A 23,900-nucleotide genomic window follows, 5' to 3' on the forward strand; every position below is an offset into this window, starting at 1 on the left:
CCCTTTAATTCCTAATTTTTAATTTTCTAATATGCTTCTTTTTCTCCGTGTATGGCATTATACACCGTCTTATACATGATATATAAATCCAATAAAAAAGTCCAATGCTCTATATACCAGATATCACGCTGCACACGTCCCTCCATCTGCCAGAGTTCTTTCGTCTCACCGCGAAAGCCCGTCACTTGGGCCCAACCCGTTATCCCGGGTTTTACAAAGTGACGAACCATAAACTTATTTATCAGATTGGAATATTCCTCCGTATGTTTCAACATGTGTGGACGGGGACCTACAATAGACATATCCCCTTTCAATACATTGATAAATTGTGGCAATTCATCTACACTAGTCTTCCTCATAATCTCTCCAATACGTGTTTTACGAGGATCGTTTTCCGTGGCTTGAAGAGTATCACATTGCGCATTAACCTTCATTGAACGAAACTTGTAACACCAGAATTCACGGCCATCCTCACCACTGCGTTTTTGTTTGAAAAAAACAGGACCGGGAGAACTTAACTTGATCGCAATTCCAAAGAATATATAAACGAACGGAAAAACCGTAATAAGAAATAACCCTGAACAAACAACATCAAAAGCACGCTTGATAATACGGTTCTCCAGTGATTCCAATGGCTCACAACGAATAGAAAGTACAGGAACATTCCCCAATAATTCAAAATGCATTCTACGCTTCAAATAATTACGGACATTAGGAACACTAAAAAAACGAACCAGATGGTTTTCACAGTAATTAATGATAGGAACAATCTCCGCACTGCGCACAGAAGGAAGACTACAGTAAAGCTGATTGATCTCTCCCGTATATTTTTCTAAAAAAACACTTACTTCATTGGGTTGTCCCAAATATGGAACATCCTGCGGATATCGATCCGAAGGAAAATCTTCGAAATAACCCAGTACACGATAACCAGACGTAGGATCATCTGTCATCGCATGATAAAGTTCCTGCATATTCTCATGACTCCCAACTAATACAACCTTGCGGACATTTCCTCCCTTTTTCCGATAAAGCTCCAGAAAATGACGGGAAATTAGGCGGTAGCTAATAATGACAATTATCAGTGTAACATAAAAGAGTCCGAAATAGCGGGAATGAGAAAAATGAAAATGAAAAACAAGCAACGTACAAACCGAAAAAAAGACAAAAGGAACCATGTTACGTAAGACACGGATCATGATCTGTTCAGGACGCACCACAGGACGATGAAGAATAACACCTGAATGCATGTTACAAAGTAAATAGCACAGAGTAATAAGAGTCATTCCCTGAAAAATAGAACCGCAATGGATACACCAGAAACGGGTACCCAGTAACAAATTAAATCCCCATAAAAGCAGGTTCAGCAAAATAAGATCCCCCAAAAGGACCAAAGATTTTAGGACTTTGTTAAAACGTTGGACTTCCTGCATAACAACAAACTTAAATATATAAAAATTAAAACATACTTTTGTATACAGAAACAACCTGTTCTGCTATTCTATCCCAGTTATATTCATCCATTGAATAATGGACAGGACAAAAATCCTGCACTAAATTCTTTTGTAATTTTTCCTGGAGTTGCTTTTCATTCCCTGTCTGAAAATAGCAATCAAAAGCCAGCCCTACTTCCAGGTTTGCAGGGATATTACTCACAATTACTGGAAGATCATAGCTCATCGCCTCCAATAAAGCGATAGGTAAACCTTCATGAGAAGACGGCAAAACAAAACAACGGGCATGAGTCAGCAGTTCATGCAACTTAGTACCTTTAATAAAACCAGTCAGGATTACCCCATTCTCTTTTGCCAAAGACTTCAGTTTCTTTGAATAATCATCCTCAAAATCTGTATCACCTGCAAGCACCAGTTTATAGCTCTGTTGTTTCAGAGCTGCAAAAGCACGAATCAACTGATGAAAGTTCTTTTCTGGAACAAAACGTCCCATGGCAAAGACATACTTCTGCGGTTCTATCCCCAGTTCCGCCAAATAATCTGTATCCTTCACCTTGTCCGATGTCGGCACTCCATTGTATATCAGATGACAATTCTTTCGGTTATACTTACGTACTAAAATATCATTGATAACCTCCGAAATAACGATTACCTCATTGGCAAACATACATCCCATGCGTTCACCCGCTTTCAACATAAATTTGGCAGCCTTCCCCCATTTGTCCCGGTCATAGTCTGGACCATGATGTGTGAATACAACTTTCATACCCAGTAAACGTGCCAAAGGAGTCAATAGCGCTGGACCGATAGCATGAATATGTACAATATCCGCATGTAGACTTTTAGCTTTCATAATTGCTTTAAATGTATGGATGATAGCTTCGAATGACTTCTTTTTGGGAGTCTCTATATCTACTAGCTCCACACCTTTATATCTTGTAAGCGAATCATGAACGTAACTTTTACGGCGAATAATAGTTATATCAATGCCTTTTTGTGCAATACGAGGAAAAAGTTCCTCACAGTGTGTTTCGACACCACCAAGAATATTAGGGATTCCACGAGTACCGGTTACTACGACTTTCATTTATAATTCTTTTTGCAGATTACAAACCAAAAAGTATTCTTGTTATCTTATATTTTTTTAAGACCCATCGGTGAAGTATCATCGGAATTATTACTCCCATCAGTACAACAGTAATAGATTCGAATACAAACACATACCATAAACCACTATTAAAAGGAATCCTATGAAGCATGGCTTTGGTGATTCCTTCAAAGGTCGTATGAAAAAGATAGATGATATAAGAAGATGCTGACACCAACATCAACCAACTATTCTTATTCACCTCACCCCATCTTTTACTAATACTTTTTGAAGCTTCAATGATAAACCATATTCCAATGAAAGGAAGTACAATGTTTATATTTTCATCCATGTTCAGAAAGTATATAACTTCCATTGATATAAAAAGCAGTACAGCACACACCAACTTACTCCATTTAAAATTTACGATAAAGTAATATAACCACCGATTTTCAAAAGCAAATATACCGAACATGAAGTACACCAACATTCCTCTAAATTGCTCCAAACAAAATAGCGATGTTACCTCTAAAGGAATGAAATGTAATAAAACACTCACTAAGAAGAGTACATCACGGCTCGTCTTTGTTTTGAAGAAAGGAAGAATAACAAACATCCACCACAAAGCCCAAATAAACCAAAGGAAATAGCCTGCTACCGGCAAATACAATATTTCAAAAAAAGATAAAAGGGTTACAGGGTGCTCTACAAGCATAAAATCTTGTGTAAGTAGTTTTATGGTGATTACTATTACTGACGTTGTGAAATAAGGTATCATCAGTCTCTTCACTTTCTTCATTAAAAAAGAACCATAACTTATATCTTTTTAGTAGCAATGTAGACATATCCACTGACAAACATAAAAAGTGGCATGTGAAATGTATAAATCACCTTATTGAGCATCACATACCACATTGGCGAATTATCAGGCATATAATGTCCGACAACAACCAATATAATACAGATTGCTTTCGCTATATCAAGAAATATTATTCTATTCATTTTTTTAGAACTTATTTCTTAAATCCCCCTGACAAGGATCTTGTCCCACATTATACCAACATTTGTCCAGACACGCAGGCTTACCTTGTATACTCAAGAATTTATTCTTCAATGCCCATTTCAACGGATGCTTAATATATTTATGCATCACCGGAGAAGCAGTACCCACCATCCAGCAGTTTTTCGGACATTTACGTACCATATCACGCACCTGCTGTGCTTGTTCACTTTCCCAAATAGTCATAAAGTTCGGAGTCTCACGGATATTACCCATTTTCTTCATCCAGTATTTTTCTTCCAAACCATTACATGGATACACATCGCCATAAGGCTCAATAAAAAAATTGGCAGAACCGGCTTCGCAAGGCAGCATACGGCGACCTCCTTCTATATAATTGATTAGTCCCATATTGAAGAAAGCACGGAACCAGCTTTTCGGATGATTCTCTTTCAATTGCCATTCTATCAGCTGTTCAAAATTTTTACAAACTTCGTCTTTATTCGTTATCACATTATCATCTTTATGAAAATAATACGAATTATGAAAAGCGGCTGTAGCAAACTCCATTCCCAATGACTTACTCAATTGATAAAGCGAAAGCATGTCTTTTGAGTTATTATTGGATACTGTACATCCAAAACCGATGTCTTTCAGTCCCATACCTTTCAGCGTCAATAACGTACGCAACCCTTTATCAAAGCCACCCGCATGACCACGCAACTCATCATTCTTGCAACTTAATCCCTCGATAGAAATACGAATACCGATATTAGGGAATTTCTTAGCCAATGCTACCACACGGTCTTCAAACCATCCGGAAGTGGAAATCACAATACGATCCGTATGTTTATAGCATTCTTCAACAATCTTATCCAAATCCTCACGAATGAAAGGCTCGCCACCTGTCAGATTTATAAATTTCAGCTTCGGAAGTGTACGTAACTCCTCTGGCTGTATTTCTTTACTCTTTTCTGTGGGATACTGCCACACATTACACATCTTGCAACGCATCGGGCAACGATACGTCAGAATAATGCTCGCGTCCGTAGGACACGGGATATTATTTGTAGTCATAATATAATAAGATTTTAAATATATACGAAAGAAATATGTTTCCTCATCACTTGGTGTAAATCTTCATCAGCTGTTTATAGTAAGTATCAGCAGAGTATCTTTCTTGTGATTTTTTGGCCAATGATTCGTAATCAAACGTATATGTGAACATCATCTCAATTTTCTTTTTTAAGTCCACTATATCTTTTGATTTGAACAACATTCCACTTTTTCCCTCTTCTACCAATTCGGGAATACCTCCAATGCACGCTCCCAAAACTGGAGTTCCTAAACATTGTGCTTCAATCACTGAAAGTGGATTATTTTCATTACATTCCGATGAAATAACACTAAAACGAGCGCATCCTAATAGTTCTTTTATTTCCGGCCATTGTTTATAGCCTACAAGTTCGATATTTGTTCCTTTGCACAGTATTTTCAACTCTTCCATCAGGGGGCCTTCACCAATAATTTTCAATTTATATGGCAACTGACGAGCTGCTTTTACCAATGTAACCACCCCTTTTTCATTAGATAGACGACCTATAAAACAATAATAATCCAACTTATTATACTCTTGCTTCCTTGTTTTTTCTATATCTATAAAATTACAGAGTGTACACATTTTTGTTTTATCAAAGCCTCCTTGTATCATCTTATTCGCTATAAATAAACTTGGGCAAATAAATATATCTGTACATTTCTCCAAACGCTCACGATTCCATGATACTGCTTCCTTATAAGCTAAGAAACTAGCAACAATAGAGTTCTTCATACATTTATACTCAAGCACCTTACGTTTATCCATAAAACATTCTTCACAGGCTATTTTTCCATTACGAAGACAATCATAACGAGGACAAAGAAGCTTCAAATCATGTAGAGTCCATACAACTTTAATTCCTCTTTCATGTGCTAGTTCAGCAATTATGGGAGAAAGTTGCGTATGAATATTATTCAAATGTACTACGTCAGGTTTGAATTCATCTAATAATGCACAGAAATTTCTTTTTACTTCATTTGTTCCCAATGGACGCAGAAAAGCTTCCAACATTCCTAATCCGGGTTTAAACTTCACTTCACTCGGAAAATATTTTCTCCATGGAGTTTCCAAATTATCAGGATAATCCATTGCAAATATCGCTACCTCATGTCCATACTCTCGTAGCAATAACTCCAGGTTAAGCGTATAGACACAATCACCACCACGACGATAATAAAACTTGTTTGCCAATAATATTTTCATAAGAAATAATTGAGTATTTTTCTAATCATACAATTTAGTTATCTAAACCTCTCCCATTCTTTACTTTCAAAATTGTACCTTTTAAGCACTTTTGCAGGACTACCTGCTGCTACACAATAATCCGGTATATCCTTGGTCACTACAGAGTTTGCCCCTATTACGCATTGCTTGCCAATATGGACATTGCCCACTACGACTACATTTGTTCCAAGCCAAGTGCCATCATCTATCAGTACACGATCATCCTTACCAGCCCTACATCCTTGTTTATAAATATAAACATCCGGATTTCTATATTCATGATTATGGTCTGCTATAAATACATGAGGACCGGTTAGCACTCCTTTTCCTATTATCACAATGTTATGTGCTGATATTGTGGAATGATTGCCTATCTCTGTGTGGTCTCCTATAGACAAAAGAGCATTCCGACTTATATAAACATCCGACGAGGCCGGAACTTTACATTATCTCCCAATTTAAAATTCCCCTTATTGATTATATTTAAATTAATCCCGAGATAACAGCAATCTCCACACTCGATGTGATTAAATCTGCATTTAAGCCATCCAATCAGATACTTGACTAATAATTTGATTCGCATAAGTCCACGATTTTTTGAATGCCAGAATCAAAATTATCTCTTCCACAAACATCTTTTAGAAACTTGTGGAGCTTGAGTGCCTTATCATTACGTTCTTTCTCATTCAATAAATAATAACGAATAGCACCTTTCCATTGCTTCACATCACGTTCCAAAGCACACCCCCGATCAGAAGTAATATATGCTCTCGTTGTGGCGGTTGAGGTGGTAATAACAAATCTCTTACTTCCCGCTGCTTGAAACAACACCAATAATCCTGCCGGAGTTTCGGTTGTCAGTGGCATTGCTACTATGGCGGAATTAGCCATCTCTTGTAGAAACTGATTAAAGGGCAGATTACATTTCACCTTAATGTTCTCTGTTATATATTCTTTATACATACGATAGTCTAAGCTATTCATTACAAATAAAAATTTCACATCAGACATTTGTTTTGCCACTTCTAGCATAAAAGACCAATCTCTTGAATTTCCTCCACCTACAAATATATCATGATTCAACGATTCACATTTTCTTTCCCATTTTTCATGATAAGGGTCATGAATTACAGTATAATTAAAATCAAGACACAACCACTCTTTCAACAATTCTCCATAATGAGAAGAAGTTACACTGGCATGGAAATATTTCGACATTAAAGCTTTGCGATACATTTTCGACACAATGCGATTTTGTATAGTATCTTTCTTTTTTAAAAGAATATTGAGACAACCAATATTTCTACGCTGGAAAGTCAAAAGACACATCCAATAAAGTAATACAGCTTGAAAATCATACCAACAAAACACTGTTTCCCCCTTTCGGGAACAACATAGAGCTCGAAAACAGCCTATCGTCCAACCCACGATACGTTTCTTAGTACGAGGCGATTCAATATAGTGCACCTCTTGTCGCAAATTTCGGGGCTTAAACTCACTATCCACATTAGAAAAGCCATGTAATATGTATACCATCTTACTATCCTTATTTTAAAACATTACGCAAAAAGTCAATTGACCGTTCTCTATAAATAGCCAATATACTGTCTACCCTCTCATAATCAATCGGACGCTGAAGCACCTCCATGTTCTTTTCCAACTCCTCCTGTGAAGTAAACACATGATCTTCTAGTCCTACTAAATCAAGCAAATCCAGCAGACGGCTCGATAATCCATTCGCTATAGGAATCACAGCAAACTGACGATGATAAAGCAAGCTAAACACTAATCCATGGAAGGAATCTGTCACTACAACCTCCGCTCCACCAATCTGCTCTATCCATCCTTTTATAGCAGGAGGATAACAATATTCAAACCCTCTCAAAGGATATCCATTAAATATCATACGAGCCGGTATACCCATCTTGTATGAAAGATAACGTGCCATATCAAGCTGACAATCATTACGATTCAAGAGATAACAGACAATGCGGTGATTGGGAGTAATAGATGAAGTAATTTCCGCATAAGAAGAATGTAACATTGTAGGATCAAGCACTAAGCTACTATCAAGGCTAAATTGCTGCTTTAATATATTTTGGCCCGTAACTTCTCTCACAGATATGCCCGAAAAACGATGAAGAAGTTTATCTATAGTAGGCAGTAGCTCTTTATGGCTCTCCGGCCACATATTCACCCCAAAGCTCGAAGCAAACGACACTCTGCGAACCTGCTCCCCTCCAAAATCAAGAAAATAGGCTAAACATTGTTCACGACTAATTAAAGGATTCCATGTTTGGTCACTTCCTACCAATAAACAATCATAATCCAACTTTGCCTTTCTAAGCTCCTCCACTGTCTTATAATGCCGTGTAAGCGATGGGTAAAACTTTTTGCAAAACCTATAAAATTTAATAAAGCGAGGAATAAAAATCAATTGTCTCAACTTTATAGGTTCTGGCTGCCTAAGGTCTATCAACTCTACTTCATGTCCCAATTCCTTAAGAAGCCGACATGTGGCATAAGTTTGCAACACTGCTCCACAATTATACGACTTATGATATGTTAATAATCCGATTTTCATTGCTTATGTCCTATTCTATCTATAATATTTACTACTATTCCGTAAACTTTCCGAATCACTTTCAACAGTATCCATGGACTTTTATTTGAAAATGTATTTGCATATATTTTTGAAAATGTGCTGTCACTTAATTGTGAAGAAAGGAAAGCCAATAACTTTCGTTCTAAAAAATATTGCTGAATCGAATGTCCTGTTACCAATCTATGATTATGAGATATGGCTAAGTTCATATCAGCCTTATCATAAAATAAAGAATCTCTTAATGACGAAAGGAACTGCCTCGCTTTATCAGTATGAGCTATAATCAACGATATACCATCAAAATGTTCTTCATCATATTTAATACATCCCCAATAATCCCCTATGGTAAAGTCTGATTTGCGATTTTTTCCAACGAAAGGACAGTCATAACAAGAATACCTGTTCGTTAATTCGAGACTAAACCCAGTAGTAATTAAATTATTTTTATTTGCATAATCATAAATTTTACCATTTTCATCTTCGACTTTCAAATTATAACGAAATCCTCTAGGTTTCCATCCTATTTCCTTTGTACGAAATGACAAAACACGCTTCACTTTATACGGTGCCTGACTAATAAATTTATCAATTAAAATTCTAGAAGGAATTCCACCACAAATTAAATCCACCGTAACCAGATTCCCTTTATAGGTCTATCTTTCAAAAAAGATAATAGTCCAGCAATTTGACAACCTGTGCCCGAGAAAAGAACCATTCGACCTTCCTTCAAATATTTCAAAGCAAGTTTATAATTTCCAGATGCATTGCTATGTGTATATTTTGATCCCTGCAAACAACTCAATTCTTCCTTAGTCTCAATCGCCTGATGATGAACGTAACAAGGTTCTTCTATTTTTGCTCCAAACACAACACCCCCTTGTTCTATTACAGAAGATGCCATTGCATAAAAAGCACCACCTGAAGCACTAGTCTTTCGATGTGTTCTATTTTTTGCCCAAGCTGCATAGAAATCAGAATATTCACTTTGCTGATATTCGAAATTCGAGACGACCGGACAGATTTGTTCACACATGCCACAACCAACACATTTACTTTTATCTATCTCTACATACCGATGCCCATCATAATGTTCAACTATATTTATAGCATTTTTATTGCACACATCTATACAAGCAAAGCAGCCTGTACATTGTTTATCTGTAGCAAGTCGAGGTACAAAACTCATAAATTTACAATTTAGAAAAGAAGTCTTTATATTTCGCAACAATACTGGTTAGTGAAAGCTCCTTTTCTACAAAATTCTTTTGATTAACAGAAAATTCTTTTAAAAGCACATCCCTGTTTTCTATACACCACTGCATTTTATCCGCTAAATCACCTGCATTTCCAGATTGGAATGCTAATCCCGTCACTCCATCTTCTACAAACTCTTTAAATTGAGGAATGTCAGAGACCAATGTAACGACATTATATCTAAATGCTACCGTTATAGCCCCACTTTGGGCTATATCTTGATAAGGCATAACAAAAACATGACTATCTGCAAACATATTAGCTACATCCTCGTTAGGAATTCGTCTAATCATTAGTTCAAACACATCTGGACACTTTATAAACGATGCATAGTTTTGTTCCCAATTACAATTACAGCTACCAGCAATCCTTACTTTGAAGTTTTCAATACCTCTATCATGCAAAATATTTGCAGCTTCAATCAATAAATCAACCCGCTTATATGCAACAATATTTCCAAAAAATAAAAATCTAAAAGTCCGTTCTTCCTTTTTATTTACTTCAATAGTAGATTCTCCATAATCCTTTAAAGCCAAATGTGCCATTAGAATATTCTTTCCATGAACTTTCTCTTTGAGAATTACTTCCTGACTTCTTGAGAATACCTGAATATTCTTAAAACTACGAATCCACATATTAGTTAGTTTTTTAGCCCATTTTTCCGAATTAGCTCCTCTTGGAGTAGAAACATTGTGACATGCGATAACGACATTTCTTTTAGGAAGCATTAAACGATACATCATAGTGCCATAAGGATGCATAGCTGCTGAAATATAATACAAATTTGGAAGGAATGCTCTAGCTCTTTTAATGATACGTATTAAATCAATTATATTATGAGGGCTCCTAAGTCGATGCGTTAAATAGAAAAAATAAACCAGAACATTAGGATTGTCTTTCAGTACAGATTTTACATATAACTCATAATCGATCTCCTGATTATTTTCCACCACTATTTGCCAGTCAATAAAATAATCTTTGGCTAAAAGATTTATAATTGGCAAATCTACATCAATGAAACAACTTGGAGTTATCCAAGATATTTTTTTCTTATTCATATAAAAAAGGTATATATCGTAAGTATCCAACCCCTATAACAATAATCCTTAGCTCCAGTATTCCTGGGGTTTTGGAGCTATAGCTTACATTATTTCTCAAATTCTTCACTACTTGACCGTTATTTTTTAAACCATGCGAAGGTTGAACAACCGCCAACTTTTGACAAAACGTGAAACTCATATTTCTTCTATTTTCATTTAGTCTCAATCAATCTCTATATTTTTTTAATATTGGTAACCAACCAATATATATTCGACAGCCACAAACTCTAATATAGGTATAACGATGATAACCTAAAATCATGGGTTTAACCACCAAATTCCAGAATTCACCTACAGAATTTTTCTTCTTTTTTATCCCTTTATAAGGTGTAAGCCGCAAGTATTTATCAAATTCACACACAAACGGATGTATACATAATCTCTCCCAAGGTTTGGGGCGTGAAGCAAAGTGAATTATTGTAGGGTCGATCACATTCGTTTGTTCTTCTTTTTGATATATCTTCAAAACTCTATCCTGTGATAATTGAAAATTTTTCATAAAAAAATAGTTCATAGTATTCCAAGTGTATGACAACATCTTAGTTTTCTTTCCACATACGACATTCAATACATCTTGATCGTGATTAACGATACTCTCACTATTATTCCTTAGAAATTCAATACTTTTTTCATAAATATGCTCCTCTCGCCATTTCTTAAGGTTAATCAGTAGAACCCCCGCATTAAAATAGCCTTGTTCAACCGGTATATGAAGACGCTTGAAAGCACCATTATTCACAGATAGTTTATCATTGTGATAAACTGCTCCCAGCAGATAATCTTCAATGTCAGTATCATATAACTCAGCTATACTATGACGTACTATAATATCACAATCTAAGTAAATTAACTTTTCTACGGATAAAGGAAGAAGTAACGGTATAAAAAGTCGAAAATAAGTGGCCAGACTTATATGGGATAAGCCTGGAGATGACGGCATAGGAAAATCTCCAAACAATCTAGAGTCTACATATATAATCTGAAGAGAACTACCCATATCCTCAGTCATATTTTTAAGTTTTACCGCATTGTCATTGCTAAGATTATCCGTTAACAAATAAAAACAGGTTCCTATATTATGATCTGCAACAGAAGCTATTGTTGTAGCACAATAAGGTGCAAAATTATTATCACAAGCTAATACAATATCCATGAGTTTTCTTTTCCAAATTTGAATTATAAACATATCTCATAAACAACCCCAACCAAGGAAATAGCACTTCCCATGAGTGGGCAGGTTGTGAGGTCATTACAAATAATATTTCAGCAAAAAGCAATGCTATAGCGATAGAACGATGAATATTCAAATTCCGATAAAAATACAAAGCAACTCTAGCCATAAAAGAAATTACAAGTGTAATATAAATAACTCCATAATCTATCAATAAATAAAATGGATAACCTTCTGCTCCTGCCAACAACGAATTATAACGATTATAAAAAAGTCCATCTTCATTAATTAGGTTCATCGTATAATATATACCATGCCCCACCAAAGGAGCTTCCGCAAAATACATTAAGGCCGTCGCCATTTGATAGTTCCTAAGTTCTACAGAACTACCTCCTGTATTTTCACCACCTGTCAACAAAATATCAAGTACACCTTCAACATATGATTGGACAATTGGTATATCTCTCAAAAAATATATAAATACAACCAGAAAAGGCAATCCCAAACACAAAGACTTTAACATTTGCTTTTTATTAATGAGGAATCCATACACAATTAATGAAAGGAGCAATACAACAAAAGGAGCTCGTGTTCCACAAAAGAATATATTCATCAGTAACAAACCTGTGCCTATCAGTTTTACATAATTTTTTCTCTCAAAATGAAAAAGCAATAATATAAGAGTTACATTAATCAAGCCAAAAATATTAGGAGAAAACTGTGTACCTGTACTTCTAAATCCCCTTTCAGATAAAGCTCTCTCAGAACTCCATAATATTTCACCCGATGCTGAATGAGCAAGAGTAACAAAATTCTCTGTCATAAAATAACTCATATAACCAACAAGTACTACGACAAGAAGAATAATATATATATATTTTTTTATATTCTTCCAGATATTCACATTGGATGGAAGAGATGCAAAACCCAAAAAGAAAAGAAAATAGGTTGACAAGAAATCCTGAATTGCCCAATTTACACCTTTAATGCCTGACCATCCCGTAAAAAGAGGTTGAATAAGCAGAAATACAAACATTAGAAGCAACTCTATTTTAAGAGGAAATCTATTTATAACTGAAGAAAATGTATGATCTTTTAACAGTCTTGCTATAAAAGCAAAAATAAGTACTAATCTTGATCCAGCATAAGACATACGAAAAAGTTCCGCGTTCGGATGTATCAAGTACATACCAAGCATAAACCACATAAAACAATGCAGATAATTTTTGCTATTATATATCTTATAAACACATAGCAATATTAGTGCAATAGAAAGAACCTTAATTATAAGCATAGAATATCATCTATAAACTTTTTCGAACTTTTTATACAGTTTCCCATTTTCAGATTAATTTTTGTCCAATCTATTTCCATTTCAAAAGATGTAGCATTCAACCGCTCTTGAAGAGCAACTAAATTCAACACATCGGAAATTCGTGAAGAAGTTACATTTTTGATGAACACATAAAAAGGAACATTAAATTTTAATGAAAAAGCCGTCGCATGAAATGAATTCGTTACAACATACCTCGCTGCTTTAATGTACCTCACAAATTCTATAGGCCCCGCATTTTCTACAATTTTATCTGCATATTTAATTTTATTACTATCTTCTATGGATAGAATAGACAAATTATGTTTCCGTGCTAATTCTTGTGCACAACTTTTAATAGACTCATCAACTTGCCCTAGATTGTATACTAAAACGTAAGCCGGAACACGTGAATTTCTATCTTGGATTAATATGTCCCAATCCTTTGGAGATAGTAGAAAAACGGGATCAACAACATGTTGGCCTTCTAATATCCCTATATTGGATAATAGCCTTAATCCAGTAGTTTCTCTTACCGATATGGCCGAGAAGCTCTTTAGCCACTCTTTCATTCTTTTTACATCTTGCTCTTCTAAAGTTGATACCCCAAAACTCGCAGCATACGCCACTCTTTTGGTTTCCAAACTACCAAACTGCAAAAAATAAGAAGGATCTCTTCCGTTATTAAATAAAGGATTCCACACTTGATCACTTCCAACAATAAAAACATCAGCCACCCATTGTACATCCTTCAAATCCTTATATTCTACATAATGATCCGTAAGATGCAAATAAGCATGCTTAAACCTGTCAAAAGCCTGCTTCCGCCCTTTCTGCCGTACAATTTTACATAATTGTGGCAAATATTTCCTTATAGCATAAACAATTCTAAAGAATGCATTATCCTTATATTTGTACAAAGGAGACATTTTAGGAATTGACATATATCTATTAAAGTTCGAACTATAAGCTTTATCCATATATGCTGGCAAATAGTCTATAATTTCAACATCGTGTCCCTTTTGTTTCAAATAGGTTTGCAAAGCATACGCTTGCAATGATGCTCCATAATTATAAACGTCATGACATGTTATAATCTTAATATTCATATACTGTTATTTTAAAGTTGGCGCGGTGCATTCAGTTTATTAGAACGCGAACTTGAAAATCTATTAAAAAGATTCACTATTGATTGTTTAGGGTTACCCATCCTTCGAGTCAACTTTTTCAGTTTATTATACAACAACTGTATAGCATACACATCATCGATTGTTGAACTTTCTTTTTTAAGTTCTTTCATCAATATTTTTGTTATCAACGTTCTCTTAGAAGCCTTTTTTATCTGCAATTCCGCTACAACATCAAAAGGTTTTTGTTCTATATGCAAATTAGCCTTTTTGATCCATTCATTTCCTTTTGCAGTAAATGCAATAACAGCACTCACTCCATCCTCATCTTTCTTATAACATGTACCCCAAGCATCACCAATACGAATATCAGCGGAAGAATATTCATATTTATATTTACAATGATCATAACAAGCCTTCCCCAAACAGCCATCACCTAAGAAAAGAGCGTAAAATTTATCACCTTGTGACAAACGTGAATTTAGGAAACTTTTCTCTCCCTTTATTAACATATTGTAAGAATCATGCCAATTCACCTTTTCACCATACTCTTCACCATCTATTCCTATAGCCCAAGAATCATGCCAACCCCACCGCTTGTTACGCCAAGAAGCATAAATAACTTTACCTACTACATTTTCCACATCTTTCAGATACTTTTGCCATACAAACATAGAAGGAACACCATGGCAAAAGAAGTCCATCAGTACAAAATTATCCTCTACTTTAAATCTGCGAATATATCTTCTGAAAGAATCAATTTGACAGGGGGTCCCCGTTACCAAATATTTTTCCTTCCGATTAATCCCCTTAAAGCCGTCAACAGTATAACTTTGGATATACTTACTCCCTATGCTTTGGATGAGTTCCTCAAGAGTGGTAGCAATGTAATGCTCTGCACGTGCAACTTCCGCATTATATCGCACTCCGCACACTTTATACCCTTCAGATAACATCACGCGCCCTAATTCAAATCCAGCACCTCCACTGCTACACTTTCGTCGAACCGCATGATCATTACTCCATGCGGCATAACTGTGAATCTCTAAATTTTGAAGACTAATTTCTTCATGTGAATAAGCACACACGTCAAAGCATAAACCACAATCTGTACATTTATTCACATCACTTATCCTAGGCTCATAAAAACCGTTATCGTTTAGCTCTATGCTGATAATATTCTTTGTACAAGAGATAGCACAAACGCCGCAACCATAGCAATTATGTATTTTTGATATGTTCATTGGATATATTTGTCTAAAAACAGACGAGACTTCTCCTGCTCACATTGAAAGATTTTAGAAATTATTTCTTTGCTGGGGATATTTGATGATAACTGCTGATAACTCTCCTCTAAAGATGAACTAAGCAAATGATCACTTAACTCAAAAGTATCTAATAAGTCGGTAATACGTGCCCCCCTCTTATTGGTAGGAGCAATATATGAATAAAAATTGTGAGAACTTAACAAAATAGAAAATACTGTTCCATGAAAAGAATCTGTCAATACTAAATCAGCGTTAGCTATAAGTCCGAGCCATTCGCAAGGACCAGCATCCTTTATCAGAACATAACTTCCTTCTACATTTTTTTTTTGGTCCACAACCACTAACTTTTTTCCACTTTCATGTGCCATACGAATAGCGAACTTAAGCAAGTAAACATCATGCATCAATGGAAAAAGTAAAATGTAAGGCTCTCTATTAGCTGGAACAATTGCCATTTTTTTCCAAAAGTCTCTATCCAACAAAAATGTAGGATCAGAAACCTGAAATACATTCTTCCCTATCAATATTTCATTGAGCATTTTTTGAGCTTGTTTCTCTCTTACAGAAATCGCATTATAGCTCGGCAACCATCTTTTAAAGTCATTCTTCTCTCTATTGGTCAATGAAGAAATCCCGATGCTTGACGCATAAGATATTTTCACAGCATCATTAGGAGCAAAAGTCAAGAAAAAAGGCTCTAAGCAGAATCGCTGAGTTGGATTCCACAATTGATCACTACCTGTTATATAAACATCATACACAGGGGGATCTGCATATATAGCGTCCACACTTTTATATGGTTTTGACATCTTAATTGCAGAATTAAAAACTTTAAATTTCATAAGAGCATCATCATAATACCCCATTGTAAATGCCTTTTTTTTCCCATAAACAATTGTATATAGTAACTTCTTTACCATTATTTTTAGTTGGTTGGCACCACTTTTCTTCTGTAATCGATAGGGTAGATACTTCTTACTTTGAATATAATCAACATGGGCATTAGGTCTATGAAGATCAATAATTTCCACTTCAGCACCTTGTTGACGAATGTATTCATATAAAGCAAAAGCCTGCAAACTAGCTCCATAATTCGGAGAATTATGAATAGTAATAATACCTATTTTCTTCATCTTTCGATTTTATATATGGATTACTTTTAATAGTTTACGAACAATCCGTTTAGGATAAGATATCATTTTTTTTATTTTTTCATCATGAATATATTGATTTTGAGCCTTCTGAATTGCAATCTCAAAATTTCCTCTAAATACTTGTATATCCCTCTCGAAATATAGTCTATATTTACTTTTGGTGGAAGGACGGCGTAGTTGTTCATCACCTTGAACAGGCTCATCAACAGGCCTTTCCTCTGCCTTTATTTTTCCAGTAGCTATGAGTGATTCGATAAAGGTTTTGCCTCTATCGGTATTAATTAAAACACTTGATACTTTTTGAGCACTGAAAGTACATGGCGCCATCGTTCCCAATCCTTTATAATCACTCAATGTAACATCTGAAATTCGTTCACTTTTGGCAAACTTACAGTAATAGCAATTTTCTCTATAACTCACCATCCGATGATAACCGAATTGATAAGTATCACCATCCTTTGTCCGCTGCGCATAAAAACGTTTATTATCGGCATTATATAAAGTGAAAGTGAAAGTATAAGTATATAGAGACGGATCACGAAATGACATTCGTTTCGCCACTTCACCATATTTCTTTTCCAACATAGCAATATGTTGCTTTAGGTAGCTGTACGGTGTAGTTCCATGACATACAACATCTATCAACAAAAGATTCTCATTGTCTTTAAAAAGCTTCCGTATAGCAGCTATTTGACAGGGTAAGCCTATAATTACCGCCTTTTTTGCTTCTTTCAGAAGAATACGAAGTTTTGGATAAAGCTCTATTGCACTGCTAAATACGTATTTCGAATTTTTAAAGAGTCCCACATCTTCCATAGAATCTGTCAACTGCATCGATACATAAAAATCATTATTAATGACCGCCCCGGCTGCAAGATAACCGTTCGCAATGGCCATCTTGTATATTTCAGAAGCAATACCTCCAGAGGCACTGGTAGCTCGTTCATTCTCATTACTACTCCATGCTGCATAAGCAGTTAAAGATTTTCGAGAATCCACATTCTCAATTATAGGACAAACTTTTTGGCAACGTTCACATTGTACGCAATTAGACATTTCCAATTCCGGATAAACAATGCCTACTTCATTCTCTTTCATCACAATACAGTTCTTACCACAGACAAAAGCACATGCGCCACATCCCGTACATAGATTTTTAGGGGCGAGTTGAATCATCTTTTTATTTTTTTCTTTACTATAGTCAACAATTGAGATCGTTCAGTAGCATTTAATCCGATGAACCAGATAGTTAAGCTACTTGAGAATAAGGACACGATAGATACCAAGCAAAAAGATAAGAAAGTAGTACCTAATCTAGAAGCTAATAATACTGGGATAATTGCACCCAACAGAGAACAAAGAGTACAACGTCCAAAAACGTCTTTCATATAATCGATAACCGGAAAATCCAAAAGTCTGTTTACAATCCATAATCGAAGAAAAAGACTAATAATAGAAATAACCAGTGATATATAAAACACGGAAACTGCAGAATATCCTAATTCAAGGGCTACATAAGAAATAGGTATATTAAACATTACCAATGTACCAACTACAGATTGATAGAGCTTGATATTTCCAGTTGCGTGCGCCGTGGTCATTAACGGAGTAGCCATTGCGTCCACCGCTGTAATCAAAATAATGAGACGCATAAAAGGTATCACATATTCAGGTATTTGTCCCAACCACAATTTAATAACAAAAGGAGCTTCCACTATAAGTGGCAGCGAAATAAACATGATCAAGAAAAATGAAAATTTTGAGCTACGAAAGACAAGTTTCGTCATATTCTCTATATCGTCTTGTGCATAATACTTTGTAATTTGTGGGCGCACTGCCGTATAAAAATTTGTAAAGAACTGGCTGACAGCAGAGTTTATTTGAAAAGCGATGCCCCGTGCCGCATTCACAGAAGGATTAAAAAACAGATTAAGCAAGATATTCAAACCCTGCCCTTTGACTAAACTAGCAATAGAGCCAAACATATTCCATCCTGAATAAGACAATAACTGATTAAATAATTCTTTCTCCCAATAAAACGTATATCTAGCCTCTTCGAATGATCGTACCGAATAAATGAAATAAGTTAGAGTGACCATAAACGATGCTATCAAGAGAAAAAGTCCATAATAAAACAGTCGGTCATCCGCAAGAAACTGGATTAATAGGGCTACAGTCAGCTTCAATATAGCTTCATAAACGCTCACATAAGCATAAATTTTCATTCGTTCGTGAGCTATAATCATTGCATTATAAGGGTTATATAAAAGGGTTATGACAGCTGAAATAATTGAAAACTGATAAACCCAATTTGCTGCTTCCATTTTTTCGGAAGGAATCACCAAATATGTGTTAAGAAACCAAAGGCCAATGGTTTCAGCTAAAAGGACTAATATGATTGCAAATAATATGTATATACTCATAGACATACTAAATACTTGCTTCAGCCGTATCTTATCATTTTTCCCTAATTCAAAAGTGAGAAAACGTTGAGTAGAAACAGACATTGCTCCATTAAGAATCCCCATCATAGCTACCACACCACCAACCACATTATAAATACCAAAATCTTCAACACCCAATGCTGCCAAAACAACTCTACTTGTATAGAGTGTAATCGCCATCATGAAAAACATACGAAAATACAGAAGAAGTGTATTCTTGGCTATACGTTTGTTATTAATTGAGGTATCTGACATAAATTTAAAGATGCGCACATATAAAATCACTAACTTTATTCACAACTCTTGATATAGGAATGAGAAGAACAAATGTGATGGCAAGCACTATGATTACATTCATCTGTACAGTATAAGGTGATATACTTTTAACTAATTTCATAAGCATCAAATGGATAACATACAACTCTAATGAATACTTACCAAACCATACTAAGACCGATTTAATCTTTAAAAAGTATTTTTTAGTTGAAATTAACTCACAAATAATGCACACAAGCGGAATAGAAAGAAGCACCCTAATCATAGCAAAATAATCGTATAAGAAAAAATCATAAAATACCCCCATGAAAATAATGCTACATAGACACAGAATAAGAAAATATTTTAAAGTAGGAACTCTAACTCCTAGCTTTGAAAAGCTACCAATTAAAACGCCAATGATAAAAGAAGGAAATTGCGTAAATGCCGGTTTCACCCCAGAATAGTAGTTTGGCATTGCTATTTTTATATAATATCACACACATTGCCACTCAAGTCACAGATTTCTTTTGCAAAGTCATACCATGAACATACACCTTCCTTACTGAAATAGTAAATACCCTCTTTATAGAATTGATTCTCCTCAATCACTTGATAGATAACATATGGTTGTCATTAACCATTCTACGGATAGCATTACGACTGGTTATATCCAGCTCTGCCACATCGGTAAAAATATAATGGTTGGAGCTGACTGATGAAACACGGCGCATCTCATTACCAAGCTGACCGTTAGCTCCTGTCACTAGAATATTCATTGAACCTAATACAGATTTTCGTTATAATCAAATAACCAGCTAGCTTCTTCCAGACATTCGTGATGTTTGTCTTTCTCGGAAAGAATTATTTTATCAGCAGGAACCTTCCAGTCAATTTTCAATGCAGGATCATCCCAAGCCAGGGCACCTTCACATTGGGGAGCATAGAAGTTGTCACATTTATACTGAAAAATAACCTCTTCCGTCAGGACAACAAAGCCATGGGCAAATCCGCGCGGAATAAAGAACTGACGGTGATTTTCTTCAGTCAATTCCACTGATACATGCTCTCCAAATGTTGGTGAATCTTTACGGATATCGACAGCCACATCAAGGACAGAGCCTTTAATGACACGTACCAGTTTACTTTGCGCATAAGGTGGCTTCTGAAAATGAAGACCACGCAAAACACCATAGCTGGATTTACTTTCATTATCCTGGACAAAATCTACCTTACGGACCTTTTCTGCAAATTCACGTTGAGAGAAAGATTCGAAAAAGTAACCACGGTCATCTTTAAAAAGGCGGGGCTCAATAATTACAACGCCTTCTATAGTAGTTTTGATTATTTCCACTGTGATTAGTGTTAGTTATTAGATTACCGGAAAGGAATATGGCATTATTCCAGTCCCAGTTCATTTATTACTTTTAAAAGGTACTGACCATATTGGTTCTTTAACATGGGTTTTGCCAGTTCACGCATTTTATCAGCTGTTATCCAGCCATGACGTAGGGCAATACCTTCAAGACAGGCTACTTTCAATCCCTGACGTTTTTCAATCACTTCAATAAAAGTGCTGGCTTCGGAAAGGGAATCGTGTGTGCCGGTATCAAGCCAGGCAAAACCACGGCCTAATAGTTGAACTTTTAATTGGTGGTTATCAAGAAACTCCTGATTGACAGTCGTAATTTCTAGTTCCCCACGAGAAGAAGGCTTTATATGTTTAGCTACATCTACCACTTTATTGGGATAGAAATAGAGTCCTACTACAGCATAATTGGATTTTGGGTTTGCAGGTTTTTCTTCAATGCTCAAAACATTTCCATCCTTGTCAAAGTCGGCAACTCCATAACGTTCGGGATCGGCAACCCAATAGCCAAACACAGTTGCTTTCTGCTCTTCCTCGACTGTACGGACAGCCTCCTGCAACATGCGGGTAAAACTTTGGCCATAGAAGATATTATCACCTAATACCAGACAGACGGAATCATTGCCGATGAAGTCTTCACCGATAATAAAAGCTTGAGCCAGACCGTCCGGGGATGGTTGTTCGGCATATTCAAACCGTACTCCGTAGTCGGAGCCATCACCCAGAAGACGCTTGAAGCCCGGAAGATCATAAGGAGTGGAAATGATCAGGACCTCACGGATTCCAGCCAACATAAGGACTGAAATCGGATAATAAATCATAGGCTTGTCAAAGATAGGAAGCAACTGCTTACTCACTCCTTTGGTGATAGGATACAGACGAGTGCCTGAACCACCAGCTAAAACTATTCCTTTCATAAAAGCTTATTTCAATTTCAAAATAAGTAAACTGTTTTGAGATGGACACAAAGTAGCTTTTATTCTGTGCCTATTTAAATGGTTCCACATATCCCACCGGCATATCTGCACAAGCACACCCCAGCATATTCAACCGAACAGCAATTTTGCTTCTACCATCTATCGTAACAAGTTCTCCTACAAGACCAGTCAAAGGACCTTTAATAACACGTACTTTTTCACCACGTGCCAAAGGAGCACTATTCATACAAATTGCCTCTTCGGAATAGTCGAGCATAAAACGGAAACGAGCCATTTGTTCATCAGGAATGATAGTTGGACTGCTCTCACCGCGCATTACCATATACCGACTAACAGTGGAAAAGGAAAGAACCTCTTTACGTTCTTTGGGATCAGCGTGTACAAAAACCATCATAGGAAGCAATACGGATTCAACCACTTTACGGCGGTCACTCCATTGATGTACTTCTTGCTGGACTGGTACAAAATTTTCAATCCCCATTTTATCTAAACGCTCGGCTACTTTCTTTTCATGATGCATACGGACCAGAGCGACATACCAGCGTTTAGAGTGTGCTACGCCTTCCCCTGTCCCAATACTAGGCCCAGCACTTAAAGTTTCTTTCGTTAGATCATACTTTTTTACCCCTTACTTTTCCGTTACTTCTTAGGTAACGGATAATTATTCGGTGCAAAGATATGCAAAAATACAAATAGTAAACAAGTAAAATCTTCTTTTTTTTCTGAATTGTTGAAATATGCAACAAAAATATATCAGGACATGATGATTCTGTTTGATCGTGCCTGAAATTCCTGTACTCTGTTTCCAAAGATGCTTTTCCCTTCGCGTAGGTTAGAAAAACATCTTTGTAGGCAGTTCCTGTCCATGTTTTTCTGCTTTCATCTGTTTTTCTGTGAATGAGTACCTTATCCGTTACCTAAGAAGTAACGGAAACATTTCGCCCTTGATTTCTAACACTTTATCGTTAACTATCAACCTAAACGATAGTTTCTAATGTAAGATAAATTCCCTTTATTTACCTCTGTACGTTCTTTGAGTTCAAAACCTTTTAAATAGATTTGTGTCGTTTTTATAGATTTATGCCCCAATGATTCACTGATCATTTCAATTGGCACTCCACGATACTTCGCTGTCGTTGCCCAAGAATGGCGCAGTGTATAAGAAGAAACCGGAGATTTCAACCGTAAAACTCTCGCCAAATCTTTCAAACGATTATTAAAATTCCGAAGAGCAGACTGATATTCACGATATGCCCTTTCATCCTTCCGTTTTTTGTTACTACAAAGTATATCAAACAGATAGTCCGGACAATCGGGAATGGGTTCCTGATTACTCCGGAGTTGATTTATCATTCCCCTGGCGGTATCCAATACTTCTACGCTCATAGGAGTTTTCGTCTTGATTCGATTATAGCGCAACACGCTCTGATCTAAAGCTGATTTTTCCAAATGTGCCAAATCAGCAAATGACATTCCACAAAACTGAAACATCAGGGCGGCAATAATTTGTGTACGACGTAAACGTTCCGATTTGGGATCTTCATACAAAAGCTTATGTAATTCACCGGCAGACAAAGCTTTCTTTTGCCGGACATCCACACCTGTATAGACATCATGAAACAATCGAGGAACATAAGGGGCACTCCCCGCTTCCACTCCCCGATTGTAAATACTACGAAGCATACGCATATACGTAGAAATCGTATTGGGCTTCAAACCACACTCATAAAGATACTGACCATAACGTCGTAAACGTTCCTTGGTAACTTGCTTGAACGACACATTCAATGTACCACAATACCTCCCGAAAGAATAAAGGGCGTTCTTATAAACGTGCGCCGTAGAATAACGCCCTTCCTTTCGTAAACGATTGATGTAGTTCTCACCACATCGACTAAATCCATTTTTATTCATCATTTGCATCACTAGTTATTTTATATATATACTATTTGGCAAGCGACAAAAGAACAAATCTTTTTGCAGGTTCAATTTCACTTTCCAGATATTATTTTCGAATTAACATTCATTAATATTGCAAA

Annotated in this window: 24 protein-coding genes and 1 pseudogene; all 25 read right to left on the minus strand. The window is 36.0% G+C overall.

The features are described from left to right. Positions 1–26: 26 nt before the first annotated feature. A complete protein-coding gene (locus tag DXA05_RS18670) occupies positions 27–1,433 on the minus strand; it encodes an undecaprenyl-phosphate glucose phosphotransferase (RefSeq protein WP_128859481.1) in 1,407 nt (468 codons plus the stop codon). Between the two features lie 25 nt (positions 1,434–1,458). After that, positions 1,459–2,541, minus strand: coding sequence for a glycosyltransferase family 4 protein (locus DXA05_RS18675; RefSeq protein ID WP_128859482.1), 1,083 nt, complete (start codon positions 2,539–2,541; stop codon positions 1,459–1,461). Positions 2,542–2,560: 19 nt separating this feature from the next. Next, on the minus strand, positions 2,561–3,340 hold the full coding sequence (locus tag DXA05_RS18680; protein WP_128859483.1) for an acyltransferase family protein: 780 nt from the start codon (positions 3,338–3,340) through the stop codon (positions 2,561–2,563). 17 nt (positions 3,341–3,357) lie between these two features. Continuing rightward, positions 3,358–3,543, minus strand: a complete 186-nt coding sequence (locus DXA05_RS18685; protein ID WP_128859484.1) for an acyltransferase family protein — start codon at positions 3,541–3,543, stop codon at positions 3,358–3,360. Between the two features lie 4 nt (positions 3,544–3,547). Continuing rightward, positions 3,548–4,618 (minus strand): radical SAM protein, encoded by a 1,071-nt coding sequence (locus DXA05_RS18690; protein WP_120068578.1) that lies wholly within the window; start codon positions 4,616–4,618, stop codon positions 3,548–3,550. A 46-nt stretch (positions 4,619–4,664) separates the two neighbouring features. Then, a complete protein-coding gene (locus DXA05_RS18695) occupies positions 4,665–5,843 on the minus strand; it encodes a glycosyltransferase (RefSeq protein ID WP_128859485.1) in 1,179 nt (392 codons plus the stop codon). Between the two features lie 38 nt (positions 5,844–5,881). Then, positions 5,882–6,184: a hypothetical protein gene (locus DXA05_RS18700; RefSeq protein ID WP_284515619.1), complete on the minus strand. Its 303-nt coding sequence runs from the start codon at positions 6,182–6,184 to the stop codon at positions 5,882–5,884. Positions 6,185–6,428: 244 nt separating this feature from the next. Continuing rightward, positions 6,429–7,400, minus strand: coding sequence for a glycosyltransferase (locus DXA05_RS18705; protein ID WP_128859487.1), 972 nt, complete (start codon positions 7,398–7,400; stop codon positions 6,429–6,431). 10 nt (positions 7,401–7,410) lie between these two features. Continuing rightward, positions 7,411–8,448 (minus strand): polysaccharide pyruvyl transferase family protein, encoded by a 1,038-nt coding sequence (locus tag DXA05_RS18710; RefSeq protein ID WP_128859488.1) that lies wholly within the window; start codon positions 8,446–8,448, stop codon positions 7,411–7,413. Further along, entirely contained in the window at positions 8,445–9,098 is a 654-nt protein-coding gene (locus DXA05_RS18715; RefSeq protein ID WP_165861531.1) for a Coenzyme F420 hydrogenase/dehydrogenase, beta subunit C-terminal domain, read from the minus strand. Before DXA05_RS18715 ends, DXA05_RS18710 begins: the two co-directional genes overlap by 4 nt. After that, the gene (locus tag DXA05_RS18720) at positions 9,089–9,655 is read right to left on the minus strand and encodes a 4Fe-4S dicluster domain-containing protein (RefSeq protein WP_128859490.1); all 567 of its coding nucleotides are present in this window, start codon (positions 9,653–9,655) and stop codon (positions 9,089–9,091) included. The genes DXA05_RS18715 and DXA05_RS18720 overlap by 10 nt, the downstream gene beginning before the upstream one ends. A gap of 4 nt (positions 9,656–9,659) precedes the next feature. Next, positions 9,660–10,781, minus strand: a complete 1,122-nt coding sequence (locus DXA05_RS18725) for a glycosyltransferase family 4 protein (protein ID WP_128859491.1) — start codon at positions 10,779–10,781, stop codon at positions 9,660–9,662. 208 nt (positions 10,782–10,989) lie between these two features. Further along, the gene (locus DXA05_RS18730) at positions 10,990–11,976 is read right to left on the minus strand and encodes a glycosyltransferase family 8 protein (RefSeq protein ID WP_165861532.1); all 987 of its coding nucleotides are present in this window, start codon (positions 11,974–11,976) and stop codon (positions 10,990–10,992) included. Further along, a complete protein-coding gene (locus tag DXA05_RS18735) occupies positions 11,954–13,147 on the minus strand; it encodes an O-antigen ligase family protein (RefSeq protein ID WP_165861533.1) in 1,194 nt (397 codons plus the stop codon). The genes DXA05_RS18730 and DXA05_RS18735 overlap by 23 nt, the downstream gene beginning before the upstream one ends. A 131-nt stretch (positions 13,148–13,278) precedes the next feature. Further along, entirely contained in the window at positions 13,279–14,415 is a 1,137-nt protein-coding gene (locus tag DXA05_RS18740) for a polysaccharide pyruvyl transferase family protein (protein WP_128859492.1), read from the minus strand. Between the two features lie 11 nt (positions 14,416–14,426). Continuing rightward, positions 14,427–15,677 (minus strand): Coenzyme F420 hydrogenase/dehydrogenase, beta subunit C-terminal domain, encoded by a 1,251-nt coding sequence (locus DXA05_RS18745; protein ID WP_128859493.1) that lies wholly within the window; start codon positions 15,675–15,677, stop codon positions 14,427–14,429. After that, positions 15,674–16,834, minus strand: a complete 1,161-nt coding sequence (locus tag DXA05_RS18750) for a polysaccharide pyruvyl transferase family protein (RefSeq protein WP_128859494.1) — start codon at positions 16,832–16,834, stop codon at positions 15,674–15,676. The genes DXA05_RS18745 and DXA05_RS18750 overlap by 4 nt, the downstream gene beginning before the upstream one ends. Before the next feature lie 9 nt (positions 16,835–16,843). After that, positions 16,844–18,031 carry a Coenzyme F420 hydrogenase/dehydrogenase, beta subunit C-terminal domain gene (locus DXA05_RS18755; RefSeq protein WP_120068612.1) on the minus strand — a complete coding sequence of 396 codons (1,188 nt, stop codon included), beginning with the start codon at positions 18,029–18,031 and terminating at the stop codon, positions 16,844–16,846. Then, positions 18,028–19,554 carry an oligosaccharide flippase family protein gene (locus tag DXA05_RS18760; protein ID WP_128859495.1) on the minus strand — a complete coding sequence of 509 codons (1,527 nt, stop codon included), beginning with the start codon at positions 19,552–19,554 and terminating at the stop codon, positions 18,028–18,030. Before DXA05_RS18760 ends, DXA05_RS18755 begins: the two co-directional genes overlap by 4 nt. 4 nt (positions 19,555–19,558) lie before the next feature. After that, complete coding sequence (locus DXA05_RS18765) at positions 19,559–20,032, minus strand: acyltransferase family protein (RefSeq protein ID WP_120068620.1); 474 nt, start codon at positions 20,030–20,032, stop codon at positions 19,559–19,561. Positions 20,033–20,046: 14 nt separating this feature from the next. Further along, a pseudogene (locus DXA05_RS27900) lies at positions 20,047–20,333 on the minus strand (sugar nucleotide-binding protein); the annotation flags it as partial. 5 nt (positions 20,334–20,338) lie between these two features. Next, complete coding sequence (gene rfbC / locus DXA05_RS18780) at positions 20,339–20,908, minus strand: dTDP-4-dehydrorhamnose 3,5-epimerase (RefSeq protein ID WP_087321143.1); 570 nt, start codon at positions 20,906–20,908, stop codon at positions 20,339–20,341. A 44-nt stretch (positions 20,909–20,952) separates the two neighbouring features. Further along, the gene (gene rfbA, locus DXA05_RS18785) at positions 20,953–21,840 is read right to left on the minus strand and encodes a glucose-1-phosphate thymidylyltransferase RfbA (protein WP_128859496.1); all 888 of its coding nucleotides are present in this window, start codon (positions 21,838–21,840) and stop codon (positions 20,953–20,955) included. 70 nt (positions 21,841–21,910) lie between these two features. Continuing rightward, positions 21,911–22,438, minus strand: coding sequence for a UpxY family transcription antiterminator (locus DXA05_RS18790; protein WP_128859497.1), 528 nt, complete (start codon positions 22,436–22,438; stop codon positions 21,911–21,913). Positions 22,439–22,833: 395 nt separating this feature from the next. Continuing rightward, positions 22,834–23,784, minus strand: a complete 951-nt coding sequence (locus DXA05_RS18800) for a tyrosine-type DNA invertase cluster 3b (protein WP_008022559.1) — start codon at positions 23,782–23,784, stop codon at positions 22,834–22,836. Between the last annotated feature and the right edge of the window lie 116 nt (positions 23,785–23,900).

It is taken from the genome of Bacteroides sp. AM54-2NS (genome assembly GCF_003602935.1).
In the GTDB taxonomy this organism is placed as follows: domain Bacteria; phylum Bacteroidota; class Bacteroidia; order Bacteroidales; family Bacteroidaceae; genus Bacteroides; species Bacteroides xylanisolvens.

Bases quoted from the DNA above. Each gene is read 5' to 3' on its own strand.
- DXA05_RS18705 (WP_128859487.1), bottom strand. From the start codon at position 7,400: ATGGTATACATATTACATGGCTTTTCTAATGTGGATAGTGAGTTTAAG.
- DXA05_RS18750 (WP_128859494.1), bottom strand. From the start codon at position 16,834: ATGAAGAAAATAGGTATTATTACTATTCATAATTCTCCGAATTATGGA.
- rfbA (WP_128859496.1), bottom strand. From the start codon at position 21,840: ATGAAAGGAATAGTTTTAGCTGGTGGTTCAGGCACTCGTCTGTATCCT.
- DXA05_RS18800 (WP_008022559.1), bottom strand. From the start codon at position 23,784: ATGCAAATGATGAATAAAAATGGATTTAGTCGATGTGGTGAGAACTAC.
- DXA05_RS18740 (WP_128859492.1), bottom strand. From the start codon at position 14,415: ATGAATATTAAGATTATAACATGTCATGACGTTTATAATTATGGAGCA.
- DXA05_RS18690 (WP_120068578.1), bottom strand. From the start codon at position 4,618: ATGACTACAAATAATATCCCGTGTCCTACGGACGCGAGCATTATTCTG.
- DXA05_RS18720 (WP_128859490.1), bottom strand. From the start codon at position 9,655: ATGAGTTTTGTACCTCGACTTGCTACAGATAAACAATGTACAGGCTGC.
- DXA05_RS18725 (WP_128859491.1), bottom strand. From the start codon at position 10,781: ATGAATAAGAAAAAAATATCTTGGATAACTCCAAGTTGTTTCATTGAT.
- DXA05_RS18680 (WP_128859483.1), bottom strand. From the start codon at position 3,340: ATGAAGAAAGTGAAGAGACTGATGATACCTTATTTCACAACGTCAGTA.
- DXA05_RS18745 (WP_128859493.1), bottom strand. From the start codon at position 15,677: ATGAACATATCAAAAATACATAATTGCTATGGTTGCGGCGTTTGTGCT.
- DXA05_RS18685 (WP_128859484.1), bottom strand. From the start codon at position 3,543: ATGAATAGAATAATATTTCTTGATATAGCGAAAGCAATCTGTATTATA.
- DXA05_RS18675 (WP_128859482.1), bottom strand. From the start codon at position 2,541: ATGAAAGTCGTAGTAACCGGTACTCGTGGAATCCCTAATATTCTTGGT.
- DXA05_RS18730 (WP_165861532.1), bottom strand. From the start codon at position 11,976: ATGGATATTGTATTAGCTTGTGATAATAATTTTGCACCTTATTGTGCT.
- DXA05_RS18695 (WP_128859485.1), bottom strand. From the start codon at position 5,843: ATGAAAATATTATTGGCAAACAAGTTTTATTATCGTCGTGGTGGTGAT.
- DXA05_RS18755 (WP_120068612.1), bottom strand. From the start codon at position 18,031: ATGATTCAACTCGCCCCTAAAAATCTATGTACGGGATGTGGCGCATGT.
- DXA05_RS18760 (WP_128859495.1), bottom strand. From the start codon at position 19,554: ATGTCAGATACCTCAATTAATAACAAACGTATAGCCAAGAATACACTT.
- DXA05_RS18735 (WP_165861533.1), bottom strand. From the start codon at position 13,147: ATGTCTTATGCTGGATCAAGATTAGTACTTATTTTTGCTTTTATAGCA.
- DXA05_RS18710 (WP_128859488.1), bottom strand. From the start codon at position 8,448: ATGAAAATCGGATTATTAACATATCATAAGTCGTATAATTGTGGAGCA.
- DXA05_RS18670 (WP_128859481.1), bottom strand. From the start codon at position 1,433: ATGCAGGAAGTCCAACGTTTTAACAAAGTCCTAAAATCTTTGGTCCTT.
- DXA05_RS18765 (WP_120068620.1), bottom strand. From the start codon at position 20,032: ATGCCAAACTACTATTCTGGGGTGAAACCGGCATTTACGCAATTTCCT.